Source organism: Ruegeria sp. H6 (genome assembly GCF_056532975.1).
Genome location: NZ_JBQFOA010000002.1, coordinates 304,264 through 318,648, shown reverse-complemented (window position 1 = coordinate 318,648; position 14,385 = coordinate 304,264). Strand labels below are relative to the sequence as shown.

13 protein-coding genes are annotated in these 14,385 nt (G+C 60.0%); 8 read left to right on the top strand and 5 right to left on the bottom strand.

Annotated elements, in window-relative coordinates; translation table 11 throughout:
* Positions 1-151 precede the first annotated feature (151 nt).
* The 6 genes from ACR0AG_RS06260 to ACR0AG_RS06235 all read left to right on the top strand — a co-directional run bounded on the left by ACR0AG_RS06260 (position 152) and on the right by ACR0AG_RS06235 (position 6,803).
* Positions 152-601, top strand: coding sequence for a methyltransferase family protein (locus ACR0AG_RS06260; RefSeq protein WP_480837416.1), 450 nt, complete (start codon positions 152-154; stop codon positions 599-601).
* Positions 602-731: 130 nt separating this feature from the next.
* Positions 732-2,303 carry a Re/Si-specific NAD(P)(+) transhydrogenase subunit alpha gene (locus tag ACR0AG_RS06255; protein WP_480837415.1) on the top strand — a complete coding sequence of 524 codons (1,572 nt, stop codon included), beginning with the start codon at positions 732-734 and terminating at the stop codon, positions 2,301-2,303.
* 14 nt (positions 2,304-2,317) lie between these two features.
* A complete protein-coding gene (locus ACR0AG_RS06250; protein ID WP_480837414.1) occupies positions 2,318-3,769 on the top strand; it encodes an NAD(P)(+) transhydrogenase (Re/Si-specific) subunit beta in 1,452 nt (483 codons plus the stop codon).
* Between the two features lie 84 nt (positions 3,770-3,853).
* Positions 3,854-4,210 carry a VOC family protein gene (locus tag ACR0AG_RS06245; protein ID WP_480837413.1) on the top strand — a complete coding sequence of 119 codons (357 nt, stop codon included), beginning with the start codon at positions 3,854-3,856 and terminating at the stop codon, positions 4,208-4,210.
* A 106-nt stretch (positions 4,211-4,316) separates the two neighbouring features.
* The gene (locus tag ACR0AG_RS06240; protein WP_480837412.1) at positions 4,317-5,594 is read left to right on the top strand and encodes a DUF3422 family protein; all 1,278 of its coding nucleotides are present in this window, start codon (positions 4,317-4,319) and stop codon (positions 5,592-5,594) included.
* Between the two features lie 66 nt (positions 5,595-5,660).
* Positions 5,661-6,803, top strand: a complete 1,143-nt coding sequence (locus tag ACR0AG_RS06235; RefSeq protein ID WP_480837411.1) for an MFS transporter — start codon at positions 5,661-5,663, stop codon at positions 6,801-6,803.
* 60 nt (positions 6,804-6,863) lie between these two features.
* Here the strand turns inward: ACR0AG_RS06235 and ACR0AG_RS06230 are convergent, their stop codons facing one another.
* Together ACR0AG_RS06230 and moaA are read right to left on the bottom strand one after the other, a co-directional pair.
* On the bottom strand, positions 6,864-8,186 hold the full coding sequence (locus ACR0AG_RS06230; RefSeq protein ID WP_480837410.1) for a 3-deoxy-D-manno-octulosonic acid transferase: 1,323 nt from the start codon (positions 8,184-8,186) through the stop codon (positions 6,864-6,866).
* A 1-nt stretch (position 8,187) separates the two neighbouring features.
* Positions 8,188-9,195, bottom strand: coding sequence for a GTP 3',8-cyclase MoaA (gene moaA, locus ACR0AG_RS06225; protein WP_480837409.1), 1,008 nt, complete (start codon positions 9,193-9,195; stop codon positions 8,188-8,190).
* 90 nt (positions 9,196-9,285) lie between these two features.
* On the opposite strand from moaA, the gene ACR0AG_RS06220 reads away from it, so the two are divergent.
* Positions 9,286-9,705, top strand: a complete 420-nt coding sequence (locus ACR0AG_RS06220) for a hypothetical protein (RefSeq protein WP_480837408.1) — start codon at positions 9,286-9,288, stop codon at positions 9,703-9,705.
* Here the strand turns inward: ACR0AG_RS06220 and ACR0AG_RS06215 are convergent.
* Genes ACR0AG_RS06215 through glmU form a run of 3 tightly spaced genes read right to left on the bottom strand, consistent with a single transcriptional unit; the run spans position 9,702 to position 13,570 of the window.
* Entirely contained in the window at positions 9,702-10,394 is a 693-nt protein-coding gene (locus ACR0AG_RS06215; protein ID WP_480837407.1) for a DNA alkylation repair protein, read from the bottom strand. The two genes, ACR0AG_RS06220 and ACR0AG_RS06215, sit on opposite strands and share 4 nt — an antisense overlap.
* Positions 10,391-12,211: a glutamine--fructose-6-phosphate transaminase (isomerizing) gene (gene glmS / locus ACR0AG_RS06210; RefSeq protein WP_480837406.1), complete on the bottom strand. Its 1,821-nt coding sequence runs from the start codon at positions 12,209-12,211 to the stop codon at positions 10,391-10,393. Before glmS ends, ACR0AG_RS06215 begins: the two co-directional genes overlap by 4 nt.
* Before the next feature lie 3 nt (positions 12,212-12,214).
* Positions 12,215-13,570: a bifunctional UDP-N-acetylglucosamine diphosphorylase/glucosamine-1-phosphate N-acetyltransferase GlmU gene (gene glmU / locus ACR0AG_RS06205; RefSeq protein WP_480837405.1), complete on the bottom strand. Its 1,356-nt coding sequence runs from the start codon at positions 13,568-13,570 to the stop codon at positions 12,215-12,217.
* Between the two features lie 132 nt (positions 13,571-13,702).
* Here glmU and ACR0AG_RS06200 point away from each other — a divergent pair, with 132 nt between their 5' ends.
* Positions 13,703-14,374 (top strand): HAD-IA family hydrolase, encoded by a 672-nt coding sequence (locus tag ACR0AG_RS06200; RefSeq protein ID WP_480837404.1) that lies wholly within the window; start codon positions 13,703-13,705, stop codon positions 14,372-14,374.
* The last annotated feature ends 11 nt before the right edge of the window (positions 14,375-14,385 follow it).

Sequence of the window (14,385 nt, the reverse complement as noted above, 5' to 3'; positions counted from 1 at the left end):
TACGCCGGATCATGTCCATCATTGCAAAGCCTGCGCAATTGGGGCCTCAAAGCCACTGCGACCAAGTGGTGTTTTGATCTTATCGGCGGAAAGCGGTACACCGCGACCTGAAAGCGACACTTTTTGAAAGTGAAAACCGGGTACAGCGCGCATGCGGAACATCGATATCCCTCCGATATGGTTGCTGGGGGCGGCGATCCTTGCCTGGCTGCAATCGCGGTTTTTGCCCTTGGGGCTGTCACTGGATGACTGGTTCAGCGATCTGGCCAGCGGTCTGCTTATCGGTGGCGGCATCGTTTTGGCGATCCTTGCGGTTGTCGAGTTTCGGCGTCACAAAACCACAGTCATGCCGCATCATACGCCGTCCTCGATGGTCCAGACCGGTATATTCAAACGCAGCAGAAACCCGATCTATCTGGGCGATGTCCTGATCCTTGCGGGGCTGATCCTGCGGTTCGACGCGGTGTTGTCACTGGTACTGGTTCCGATCTTCGTGTGGATTCTTGAGCGGCGGTTCATCCTGCCCGAAGAGGATCGGCTGCGCCGGACGTTTCGGGCGGATTTCGCCCGTTACGAACAAAAAACACGGCGCTGGATCTGATACTGGGGGAAATTTGATGTGCCTTGAAAATTGCTGCGCTTGCGAAATAATCTTTCGCGAGATACATGAGGGCTTGAAGAAGAATGCCTGCCACCTGCGCGAACAGACCGAAAAATAGGGGGAAACGCCGTTGAAGTTAGGAACGCCGAAGGAAGTTTATGACGGTGAGAACCGGGTTGCGATGACGCCGGATTCTGCGCGTCAGTTGCAGAAGCTTGGGTATGAGTGTCTGATCGAGAAAGGGGCCGGTGCGGCTGCCGGGTTTTCGGATGCAGCCTATGAGGAAGCCGGGGTTGAGGTCGTCAAGACGGCGGCTGCGCTGTGGAAGGCGGCGGATATTGTCGCCAAGGTGCGTCAGCCCAATGAGACCGAGCTGAAGCGGCTGACCAAAGGCAAGACGCTGATTTCCTTCTTCAATCCCGCCGGCAATGAAGAGGGGATGGAGGCTGCCAAATCCAAGGGCGCGACAGTAATCGCGATGGAGATGGTGCCGCGTATTTCCCGCGCACAGAAGATGGACGCGCTGTCCTCGATGGCGAATATCGCCGGGTATCGCGCGGTGATCGAGGCGGGCAACAACTTTGGCCGGTTCTTCACTGGGCAGGTGACGGCGGCCGGTAAAGTCCCGCCAGCCAAGGTGCTGATCGTTGGGGCCGGTGTGGCCGGCCTGGCGGCGATCGGGACGTCGACCTCGCTGGGTGCGATCACCTATGCCTTCGACGTGCGCCCGGAAGTGGCCGAGCAGGTCGAGTCGATGGGGGCCGAGTTCGTCTATCTGGACTTTGAAGAAGACCAGCAGGATGGGGCGGCCACCGGCGGCTATGCCAGTGTGCAGTCGGATGAATTCCGCGAGGCGCAGCTGGCCAAGTTCCGCGAACTGGCGCCCGAGATGGACATCGTGATCACCACCGCGCTGATCCCGAACCGCGAAGCGCCTGAACTTTGGACCAAGGATATGGTCGAGGCGATGAAGCCGGGCTCGGTCATTGTCGATCTGGCGGCGGAAAAAGGCGGCAACTGCAAGCTGACCGTGGCCGATGAGAAGATCGTGACCGACAATGGCGTGACCATCATCGGCTATACCGACTTCCCCAGCCGGATGGCGGCGCAATCGTCGTCTCTCTATGCGACCAACATCCGCCACATGATGGCCGACCTGACGCCCGAGAAGGACGGGCAGGTCAACCATGACATGGAAGATGACGTGATCCGCGGTGCGACTGTCACGCATGAGGGCGAGATCACCTTCCCGCCGCCGCCGCCCAAAGTGCAGGCGATTGCGGCGCAGAAAAAGTCCGAGGTCAAGGAACTGACCCCGGAAGAGAAAAAGGCGCAAGAGATTGCCGCCTTCAAGGCGCAGACCAAGCAGCAATTCACTCTGCTGGGTGTTGGCGGCGCGCTGATGCTGCTGGTGGGGCTGGTGGCCCCGGCCAGCTTCATGCAGCACTTCATCGTCTTTGTGCTGGCGATCTTTGTGGGCTTCCAGGTGATCTGGGGCGTGGCGCACAGCCTGCACACGCCGCTGATGGCGATCACCAACGCGATCTCGTCGATCATCATCGTGGGGGCGCTCATGCAGATCGGGTCGGGCTCGTTCCTGGTCATTTTGCTGGCGGCGCTGAGCGTTTTCATGGCCGGGATCAACATCTTCGGCGGCTTTCTTGTCACCCGGCGCATGCTCGCCATGTTCCAGAAATCTTAAGGGAGGCCGGGTAGATGGAAGGTTTTACCACTGCTGCTTATGTTGTTGCGGCTGTTCTGTTCATCCTGTCTCTGGGTGGTCTTTCAAACCAGGAAAGCGCCAAGCGCGCGGTCTGGTACGGCATCGTTGGCATGGCGCTGGCGGTGTTTGCCACGCTGGTGGGTCCCGGTTCGGGCCTGTGGCTGCTGTCGCTGCTGCTGATCGCAGGCGGTGGCCTGATCGGTCAATATGTGGCGCAACGCGTGCAGATGACCGAGATGCCCCAGCTGGTGGCCGCGATGCACTCGCTGGTCGGTCTGGCGGCTGTGTTCGTGGGCTTCAACGCGCATTTTGAGATCGGCAATGTGGCGCAGGTCATGGCGATTGCCGACAGCGCGGCGCAGGCGGACCTGTCTGATCTGGGGGCCTTTGCCAAGCTGATTGCCAAGAAGACATCCGCCGAGCTGGCGATCCTGCATGTGGAACTGTTCCTGGGCATCTTCATCGGTGCGATCACCTTTACCGGATCGGTCGTGGCTTATGGCAAGCTGGCGGGCAAGGTGACCTCGGCGGCGACCAAGCTGCCGGGTGGGCATATGCTGAACGCGGCGGCGGCGGGCCTCTCGCTGATCTGCCTGATCTGGTACACCGCGTCCGGTGGGTTCTTCCCGCTGCTGCTGATGACACTGGCCGCGCTGTTCATCGGTTATCACCTGATCATGGGCATCGGCGGCGCCGACATGCCGGTGGTTGTGTCGATGCTGAACAGCTATTCGGGCTGGGCAGCGGCTGCGATTGGCTTCTCTCTGGGCAACGACCTGCTGATCGTGGTCGGTGCGCTGGTGGGCTCGTCGGGTGCGATCCTGTCCTACATCATGTGCAAAGCGATGAACCGGCATTTTGTCAGCGTGATCCTGGGCGGCTTTGGCGGCCCGCAGGGCGAGCAGATGGCCGTTGAAGGCGAGCAGATCGCCATCGAGGCCGACGGCGTTGCCGCGGCGTTGAACGACGCCGACAGCATCGTGATCATCCCCGGCTATGGCATGGCGGTGGCGCAGGCGCAGCAATCGGTCAGCGAACTGGTCCGCAAGCTGCGCGCGAAGGGCAAGAATGTGCGCTTTGCGATCCACCCCGTTGCGGGTCGTCTGCCGGGGCACATGAACGTGCTGCTGGCCGAAGCGAAGGTGCCGTATGACATCGTGTTGGAGATGGACGAGATCAACGACGATTTCCCCGAGACGGATGTGGCCATCGTCATCGGCTCGAACGACATCGTGAACCCTGCCGCGCAGGAGGATCCCAACAGCCCCATCGCCGGCATGCCGGTGCTGGAATGCTGGAAGGCGAAACAGGTCTTCGTGTCCAAGCGCGGTCAGGGAACGGGCTATTCGGGCATCGAAAACCCGCTCTTCTTCAAGGAAAACACCCGCATGTTCTATGGCGACGCCAAGGCCTCGCTCGACAAACTCCTGCCTATGATCGAGTGAGCCAACGGCCTATCACTTCAAAAAGGCGCTCCATGTGGGCGCCTTTTTCTTTTTGCGGTAAACTGAGATCAAAGGAGGAACGACATGGAAAAGGTAAACGGCATCGGCGGCGTGTTCTTTCGGGCGCGCGATCCCAAGGCTCTGACAGAATGGTATGAGAAACACCTGGGCGTGAACCACTATGATCCGGTCCCCTGGAAACAACGCGAAGGGTACACGGTGTTTGCCCCCTTTGCGCAAGACACCGAGTATTTTGGCCGGGCTGAACAGCAGTGGATGATCAACTTTCGGGTCGATGATCTGGACGCCATGACACGGCAGCTCAGAAACGCGGGAATCGCGGTGGAAACCAGCCCTGAATGGGACAGTGAGGTTGGAAAGTTCGCGCGCATTCACGACCCCGAAGGCAACCCGATCGAGCTCTGGGAGCCAAATCAATAGGATAGGGCAGTTGTATACCGCAGAATACACTTAAGTAATTGAAATAAATAGGAATTGATGCGGTTTTAAACTGTCGTATAGTGCGCTGAACATGACGGAGCGCGCCATGACGCCGATTGAAGACCATCCATTGAGATATGCGTTGGCCAATGAGCTGCACGCGAGGCCCTTTCCCGTGGCTGAGGTGCCGTGCACCGTCGCCTTTCTGGCCGTCAAGACGCCCAAAGGGTCCGCGGGCGGTGGGCAGCAAGACAATGCGGCGCATCTGATCGAGTTGCTGGATCGCCATGGTGCCCCGCATCCGCAGCCGGGGGCCACGCATTATGCCGGGCAAATCGGACGCCATTGGCTCAAGTGGGAACAGCATACCGAGTTTGTGACCTACACCGCGATTTCGCAAAATGTCAGCGAGCGGGCGTTCAACCCGGCAGATTTCGAAGTATTCCCGCCGGATTGGTTGATGGCCAGCCCGGGTCAGCGGATAACCTCGGCCATGGTGCGCGTGGTCCCGCGCCCGGACGACGAGGCCGTCACGACCATGTTGTCGGATTGGTTTGAACCTGAAAGTCTTGCGGTTTCTGTCATTCTGGACGGCGCTGCGGTCTGCGCCAGCGATTTCCGCATCGACCCGGCGGGCCATATGCGGTTTGCATTGTTCGCTGCCGAGGGAACGGGCAGGCGTCGGGTCGGTCGTATCATTCAACGCCTGTGCGAGATCGAGACCTACAAGGCCATGTCCATGTTGGGATTCGAACGGGTAAAAACGCTGACGCCCGTCATTGGCGAGCTTGACCAGAAACTGACGAAGGTGATGGTTGAGATGACCGATGAGGAAAAAGACCCGGATGCACTGCTGCCGGATTTGCTGTGCACATCTAAGGAATTGGAGACCATTTCCACTCGTTTGGCCTTTCGGTTCGGCGCGACAGGCGCTTACGGAGCCATCGTGCATCAACGTATCCAGGTCCTGCGGGAAGCACGTTTCAAAGACCGCCAGTGCTTTGCGGATTTCATGATGCGCCGATACGATCCGGCGATGCGGACGGTGACGGCGACCGAAAAACGGCTTCAGACACTCTCGGACCGGGCAATCCGCGCGGGAAATCTGTTGCGAACGCGCGTTGATGTGGAACGCAGCGCACAGAACCAGGCTTTGTTGGAAAGCATGGACCGGCGCGCGGACCTGGCCCTGCGCTTGCAGCGCACGGTCGAGGGGCTTTCGGTTGTTGCGATCAGTTACTACGCGGTCTCACTGGCGAGCTATTTGCTTTACCCCCTGACATCGACCGGGATCAGCAAGGGAACGCTGACGGCGTTGATCACAGTGCCGGTCATACTGGCCGTCTGGGTTGGCGTGCACAGGATACGGCGGCGGTTGGAATGACCAAGCCTTGCGAAGGGCTGTCAGCTTTGTAGAACTGTGCCGGTGAAAACCAAGCGGGGCCTTCTGGTGGTAAGTGTTGTAACAGCATGGCGCGCGGTGACGGTCATGTTCATTCTGAACGGTGCGTTGTTCGGCATCTGGGCATCTCGGATTCCGGCTGTGCGCGATCATCTGGCCCTCAGCCACGAGCAATTGGGATATGGCCTGCTGTTCATGGCGGCGGGCGCGGTGTGTTCCTTTCCCGTAACGGGTCGTCTTGCCGATCGCTTTGGAGCGGTTTCAATCACGCGCGTCATTGCGGTGCTTTACACATTGTCCCTGATCCTTCTGGCCGCCGCGGGCAGCTTTTGGGCCCTGGCCGCGTTCTTGTTTATCTTTGGTGCGTTCCACGGATCGATGGATGTTGCGATGAATGCATGGGCTGCGGAGGTCGAGCAAGCCTATGACAAGCCTCTGATGCCTTCCTTTCACGCGATGTGGAGCCTGGGTGCAGGTCTGGGCGCGCTCAGCGGATATGGCGCGGTGCAACTGTCGATGACGGTCATGCAGCACTTTCTGATTGCTGGCGGCCTGGTTGTTGTCTTTGCGCTGGCGCTGTCCTGGGTGCGGTGGACCTCAAGGCGTGCACAGCAAACAGGCGGCAAGGTGTTTGCCCTGCCATCGGGCGCGCTGATCCTGGTCGGGTTAGCGGCCTTTTGCGGCGCGCTGGGTGAGGGGGCCGTGGCGGATTGGAGCGCGATATTCCTGCGTGATGTCACCGGAGCGCCGGAAAGCACCGCGGCGCTCGGATATGCCGTGTTTTCCGTGGCGATGGTGGTGTTTCGCCTTGCGGGCGGTTTCATCATCACGCGCTTTGGCGCTGCGACCTCGGCACGGTTTGGCGGGGTATTCGCGGCGTTGGGTGTCTTTTGCGTGGTATCGGCTGGTGGTGCCGGGCTGGCGCTGACCGGGTTCGCGCTTATGGGGGTGGGCTATGCCGTGATCATGCCGTTGGCGTTCAGTCGTGCGGCAAATGATCCGGTTGTGCCACCGGGGCAGGCCATCGCAAGTGTCGCGACGCTGGGCTATGGCGGGTTGCTGATCGGGCCGCCCGTGATCGGGTTTCTGGCAGAGCTGATGACCCTACGTCTAGCCTTTGCCGTCCTGCTGCCTCTGGCGGTGGTGATCATCATCACGGCAGGTGCATTGCAACGACGGCCTGCAGATTAGCAATCAAAGGTGTGCAGATCGTGTGGTCGGAAGCGCCGCAGCCCTTACAACGCCGGGAAACTATGAACCGGATGAAGTTCGATCCTGCGCGGGGTTCAGGTCGAGCGCTGAGCACAGGGTCTCGATCACTGCATCAAGTGAGGTTTTTTGGGTTTCGACAAAGGTTTTTGCCAAATTTCGCGCAGTTTGCAGCGCGGTTTCGTCAGAAAGCCAACGATCGACCGCAAAAGTCAGGTCTTCTGCGGTCTGAACTTCGACGGCCCCGCCGGACGCCACAAGGGGCGCGAAGGTTTCCGCGAAGTTGAAATAGCCCGGCCCGGTCAAAACGGCGGCACCGGCTTGGGCCGGTTCAAACGGGTTGTGACCTCCGATCTGTTTCAGCGATCCGCCCAGGAACACGATCGGGCAAACCGCATACCAGGTGCCCGTTTCGCCCAGTGTGTCGGCCACGTAGACTTGCGTCTTGTCGGTGATCGACTGCCCGTCGCTGCGCATTGCGCAGCTGAGGCCTGCGTCGGATATCAGACCTGCCACATCGGCACGTCGTTCAGGATGGCGAGGGATCAACAACAGCAGCAAGTCGGGTCGCCGTTCAAGTAGCTGTTTATGGGCGGCAAGAACAGTTTCTTCCTCACCCGCATGGGTCGAGCTGGCAATCCAGACCGGGCGGGCGCCGATCTGGCCTTGAATCTCAGCCAGCGTATCCTGATCCACCGGCAAAGGGTCCGACATCGCCTTGAGGTTGGTGCCGGGGTGAACATGATCCGCCTCTGCACCCATTTCGATCAGATTGTCCGCGGTTTTGTCATTCTGGGTCAGAAACAGCCGAAACGACGCAAGGATGAATCGCGCAGTCGCCGGGCGTTTTTTCCAACCCGCCACGGATTTTTCCGACAGGCGCGCGTTCAGCAAGGCCAACAGTGTTCCACGCCTCGCGGATTCTACGATCAACTGCGGCCAGAGCTCACTTTCGACGAAAATCCCGGCATCCGGTTTCCAGTGGTTCAGGAACCGCTTGACCGGGCCCGCCGTGTCCAATGGGGGGTATTGGTGCCGTGTTCTGGGAGGCAGGCGCTTTTCGATCAGCGCAGCAGAGGTCGGAGTGCCGGAGGTGATCAGAAACTCAGCATCCGGCAGCCGTGCGCCGAGTTTGTGAATGAGGCTCAGCACCGACAGGCTTTCACCAACGCTTGCGGCATGGAACCAGATCAGCCGTCCATTTGGGCGCGGCTGGCTGGCATGCCCAAGGCGTTCGTGCTGGCGCAGTGTTGGCACATCGGCTGCGCGCAGTTTCTTGCGGACGGTTCTCCAGGCAAATGGCCCGGCAAGCCAGGTGAAGCCGCAATAGAGGCGGTAGAGCAATGTCGGCCTTGGCCCGGGCATGTCAGCCGCCCGTGTGGCTCATGTGGCGGGTCATCTGGCCGTCGACGGATTGGCGGGAATAGTCGAAGTCGTGCCCTTTGGGCTTGAGGTTGATGGCCGCGCGAATAGCGTCTTCCAGCGGTGCGTCGCTGTCAGGATAAAGGCGCAGCGGATCGCGCAGATCCGCCATATCTTCTTGCCCCAGACACATGTACAGCTCACCCGTGCAGGTCAGGCGCACACGGTTGCAGCTTTCGCAGAAATTATGCGACAGCGGCGTGATAAAGCCGATCTTCTGGCCGGTTTCTTCCAGACGCGCATACCGGGCAGGCCCGCCCGTGCGCTCGGCCAGATCCGTGACCGTATAGTGGTTTTCATATTCCTTGCGCACGTCTTTGAGGGACCAGTACTGATCGAGACGGTCTTCGTTGCCGATATCGCCCATCGGCATGACCTCGATCCAGGTGAGGTCCATATCGCGTTCGGCGCACCATTCGGTGATGTGCGGCAACTCGGGTTCGTTGAAGCCTTTCAGGGCCACCGCGTTGATCTTGACGCGCAGCCCGGCCTTTTGCGCTGCGTCGATGCCGTTGAGTACCTGTTTCAGCCGTCCCCAGCGGGTGACTTTGGCGAATTTGTCCTCATCCAGCGTATCGAGCGAGATGTTCACACGACGCACACCTGCGGCGTAAAGATCGTCGGCAAATCGGTGCAGCTGCGACCCATTGGTGGTCAGCGTCAGCTCTTTCAGCGCGCCGCTGTCCAGATGCCGGGTCATGCTGTTGAAAAACGTCATGATATTGCGGCGCACCAGCGGCTCGCCCCCAGTGATCCGCAGCTTTTGTACGCCCAGCTTGACAAAGGTCGAGCACATGCGGTCAAGCTCTTCCAAAGTCAGCAGATCTTTCTTGGGCAGAAAGGTCATGTTCTCGGACATGCAATAAACGCAACGGAAGTCGCAGCGGTCCGTGACGGAAACACGCAGATAGGTGATGGCGCGGGCGAATGGATCGATGAGCGGAGCTGTCATGCGATATAGGTAAAGCTGCAAGGGGGCAGCGGCAAGTGGGAACTGCGTATGGGGCTGGCACAGTTCCGTGTGGAACGATAGAATCCCGCCATGAGATATCTTGTTCTTACGTTGTGTGTGCTGGTTGCCGGATGCGATACCGTCCGGTCCGCCACAGATCGTGTCTTTGGCGGCTCCAGAGAAGTACCTGCGCCAGAACCCGAAGTCGTTGAGGCGGTGGCTGAGGCCCCGCAACCAGAGGCGGCGCCCACAAACCCAAGATGGGCAGGGCCACGGACCACGATCGCAGGCCTCGGTGATCCGAACACGCCGGGTCGGTGGCTGCGCACCCCGCTGGTTGAAACCGAATTCACCGGACGAGTCGTAGTGCCCCGAACCGGGGCGCAGGCCTATATCACGCTGGTGCCCGCCGGGCCGCAGGATGGCGGCAGCCGCCTGTCGGTCGACGCCATGCGCGCGCTTCTTGTGCCATTTGACGAATTGGTCGAGCTTGAGGTCTACGCCAACTAAGCGCGCAGGTATTTTCCCGCTTCTTTTCGGGCAAAGGGCTTCATCGCATCGCCATGACGGGCCAGAAATGCCTGCACGCGGTCGGGGTCATGCTTTGACAGATCCCGAAGCCACCAGGCAATCGCTTTCTGGATGAACCAGTTCCGGTCAGGAACATATCCGGCGGCCCAGCCCAGAATGCGATCCCGGCATTTCTCTTCATCCGGTTTCGGGTGGTTTTGTTTGGTCCAGGGCAGCGTTGCAACCAGCGCGGCGCGTCTGGTCCACATGTGATCGGATGTGGTCCAGACCTCGACGTGATCCAGACGTGTCGGATCGGCGGTCAGGCGTTTTTGCATGGCCATGCAGGCGTGGTCTGCCATGGCCCAGGCATCGAAATCGGACACCCAGCTTTGCAGCAACTCCCAAACCGCATCATCGGGCCGGATGCGCGCCTGCGTCAGCAGTTTCGCCGCCGCCAGCCGGCCTTCGTGGATGTCCGTGCGCCACAGCGCATCCGCCAGGGCAACGCGTGCGGGCACATCCAGCTCTCGCCGCCACGCCTTTGTCAGGTCATTCAGGATCGGATTTGACACGCCCAGATGCGGGCGGGTCGATTTGTGATAGGCGGCGGCCTGTTCAGCGCGCACCGGGTCGGCATGGGCCTTGATCTGGTCCAGATAGAGTTCGGGCTGAACCAGCCCGCTCATTCCACAGTCACGGATTTGGCCAGATTGCGCGGCTGATCCACATCTGTGCCTTTGGCGACCGCCGTGTGATAGGCCAGCAATTGCGCCGGGACCGAGTACAGGATCGGCGTCAAGCTTGGATGAACATGGGGCATTCGGATCGTGCTCCAGACGCCATCCTCGGCATCCGCAATTCCATCATCGTCTGATACAAGAATGACTTTGCCTTTGCGTGCCATGACCTCTTGCATGTTCGAAACGGTTTTGTCGAAAACTGCGTCCTTCGGAGCCATGACAACCACCGGCATATGCTTGTCGATCAGGGCGATTGGCCCGTGCTTCAGCTCGCCCGAAGCATAACCTTCGGCGTGGATATAGCTGATTTCCTTGAGTTTCAGCGCACCTTCCATCGCCAGCGGATACATCAGGCCGCGGCCCAGAAACAGAACATCGCGCGCCTCGGACAGGCGCTGGGCGGATTGGCGGATGGCGTCGTTCTGATCCAGCGCGGTGTTCAGCACCGAAGGCAAACCGCGCAGCGCCGACGCGTGATCGGCGATTTCTTCTGGCGTCAATGTCCCACGATCCGATGCCGCCTTGAGCGCCAGCATCAGCAGAACGCTGAGCTGACAGGTAAAGGCCTTGGTCGAGGCCACGCCGATCTCAACGCCTGCGTGAATGGGCAGAGCAACGTCACTTTCACGCGCAATCGAGCTTTCGGGAACGTTGACGACAGAAACGACCTTGTCCGCCTTGCCCTCGCAATAGCGCAAGGCAGCCAGCGTATCGGCGGTTTCGCCCGATTGGCTGACAAACAATGCCAGTGTGCGGTCGGTGATCGGCGGCTCGCGATAGCGAAACTCGCTGGCGATATCGACCTCGACCGGCATCTGCGCCAGCTGCTCGAACCAGTATTTCGCCGTTAGGCAGGCATAAAACGCCGTACCACAGGCCACCATGGTCAGGCGGTCCAGCATGGTAAAGTCCAGATCCTTGGGCAATACCACCTCGTCGCCGCCCGTGGGCAGGTAGGAACGAATTGCCTCGGCCACCACCACCGGCTGCTCGGCGATTTCCTTGGCCATGTAATGCTTGTGCCCGCCCTTGTCCGCGCGGGTCATATCCAACTTGATCTGGCGGGTTTCGCGATTGGCCAATTCACCGGCCTCGTTGCGAATTTCCAGCGACGTGCGGGTCAGAACCGCCCGGTCGCCTTCTTCCAGATAGGTGATCTGATCGGTCAACGGAGCCAGCGCGATAGCGTCCGATCCGACATACATCTCACCGTCGCCGTGACCGATGGCCAGGGGTGAGCCTTTGCGGGCAGCAACGATCAGATCATCCTCGCCATTGAACAGAAAGGCGAGGGCAAAGGCGCCTTCCAGCTGATCAATGGTTTTGAATGCAGCCTCAACCGGGGACAGGCCCGATTTCACATAATGCTCGGTCAGCAGCGCGACAGTTTCCGTGTCCGTCTCGGTCACGAAACCCACGCCATGTTCGGCCAGCTCCGCGCGCAGCTCGCGGTAGTTTTCGACGATACCGTTATGCACAACCGCAACCGGCCCTGCCTGATGCGGATGCGCATTGGTCACCGACGGTGCACCATGGGTGGCCCAGCGGGTGTGGCCGATGCCCGATTTGCCGGGCAGGGGATCATGCACCAACAGATCGCTGAGGTTCACCAGCTTGCCCACTGCGCGGCGGCGACCCAATTTGCCGTCATTCACGGTTGCGATACCTGCGCTGTCATAGCCACGGTATTCCAGCCGTTTCAGTGCCTCGACCAGGATCGGGGCTGCCTCATGCTCACCCAATACGCCTACAATTCCACACATGCCTCAGGCTCCTTTATCGCGGCGAGCCTTCTTCGCCTTCAACATTTCAAACAGTTTTCGCGCATAACCGGGCTTGTTTTCCTGCTTTGCGCGGGCCAGGGCCAGGGCGTCCGGCTCTACATCTTTGGTCACAACGGTGCCGGTTGCTGTCATCGCGTTGTCACCAACCGTGACGGGCGCAACCAGCATAGTGTTCGATCCGATAAACACGTTCTCGCCAATGGTTGTCTTGTGCTTCATCACACCGTCATAGTTACAGGTGATCGTACCTGCGCCGATATTCGTCGCCGCACCGACCGAGGCGTCGCCGATATAGCTGAGGTGATTGACCTTGGCGCCCTCGGCAATCTCGGCATTTTTGATCTCGACGAAATTGCCAACCTTGGTGTTTTCGGACAGTTCCGTTCCGGGGCGCAGGCGGGCATAGGGGCCGACAACCGCGCCGCGGCTGACATGACAGCCTTCCAGATGCGAGAACGCGCGGATGTTTGCCCCGCTTTCCACAGTCACGCCGGGGCCGAAGACAACATTGGGCTCGATCACCGTGTCGCGGCCAATGACCGTATCCGCTGACAGATAGACGGTTTCAGGGGCCATCAGTGTCACGCCATCTTTCAGCAGGCCCGCACGGGCGCGGGCCTGAAACTCGGCATCTGCAGCGGCTAGGTCAGCGCGCGAGTCGACGCCCAGCGTTTCAGCCTCGTCACATTTGATCGCCGTAGCTTTCAGGCCGCGCGCATTGGCCAGTGCTGCAAGCTCGGTCAGGTAGTATTCGCCCGAGGCATTGTCATTGCCCACTTCGTCGATCAGGTCGAACAACAGCTCGGCATCGCAGGCCAGAAGGCCGCTGTTTGTAAACCGGATTGCGCGTTCTTCTTCGCTGGCATCTTTGTACTCGACGATCTTCACTAGACGATCGCCATCCATGATCAGGCGACCATAGCGCGGCTGAACCTCGGCAATGTCAAAGCCCAGCATGACCAGATCAAACGACGCGCGTGCCTCGATCATCCGCTTCAGCGTGGCGGGGTCGATAAACGGCGTGTCGCCGTACAGAACGATGACATCGCCCTTGAACCCCTCAAGGGCCTCACGCGCCTGAGCCACCGCATGCGCCGTACCAAGCTGTTCTTCCTGTACCGCGATCCGCGCATTTTCATCCTCGGCTCGGGCGACCTTGGCGACCGCTTCGGAGCCATGTCCGGTGACAATTACCGTGCGTTCAGGCGACAGGATCGCCCCTGCGCGCATCGCGTGAACAAGCATCGGCGTTTGCGCAATCGGATGCAGAACTTTGGGCAGGTCTGAATTCATCCGTGTGCCTTTGCCGGCAGCAAGGATGACGAGGGCGGTACTCATGAAGACGTTTTCTCTTTTGTTTTGTCGCGGCCCGTTTTATCCGCTGTGGGCAAAGGCGCAAGCAGTTCGGCCATCAAAGAAGATTGCCGATTGCAACACGACATGGCGGATTTCCGCCGGACAAGGGGCAGAATGCGGACGGTTATCTTCGATTTGGACGGAACTCTGGCGGATACATCGGGCGATTTGCTGGCCGCGGCCAATCATTGTTTTCGCGATATGGGTCATGGCGATGTGCTGACCGAAGCGGGGGACGAAGCCATCGCCCTGCGCGGGGGCCGCACGATGCTGACCCATGGGTTAAAGCGTGTCGGGGCGTTCCGGGAAGAGACGGTTCAAACCTACTACCCAGTACTGCTTGAGGCTTACGAGCAGGCCATCGACACCCACACGACATTTTATCCTGGTGCCTTGAATGCGGTGCAGGCCCTGAAAGACAGCGGATATGGCGTTGGCATCTGTACGAACAAACCCGAAGGGCTGGCACATCTGTTGCTGACCCGGATGGGCGTGCGCGACGCGTTCACCTCGCTGATCGGGGCAGACACTTTGCCGGTGCGCAAGCCTGATCCGGAACCGCTGCGCGAGGCCGCGCGCCGGGCTGGCGGGCATCCGGACAAGTGCGTTCTGATCGGTGATTCCGATACTGACCGCAACACAGCACGCGCGGCGGGCGTGCCATCGGTGCTGGTCACCTTCGGCCCGTCCGGGGATGACATGGCGGCACTGCAACCCGAGGCGTTGCTGCATCATTTTGACGATTTGCCCGGTTTGGTGACCGATCTGATTGGTGCGGCTGCGTGAGCCTCTTGACC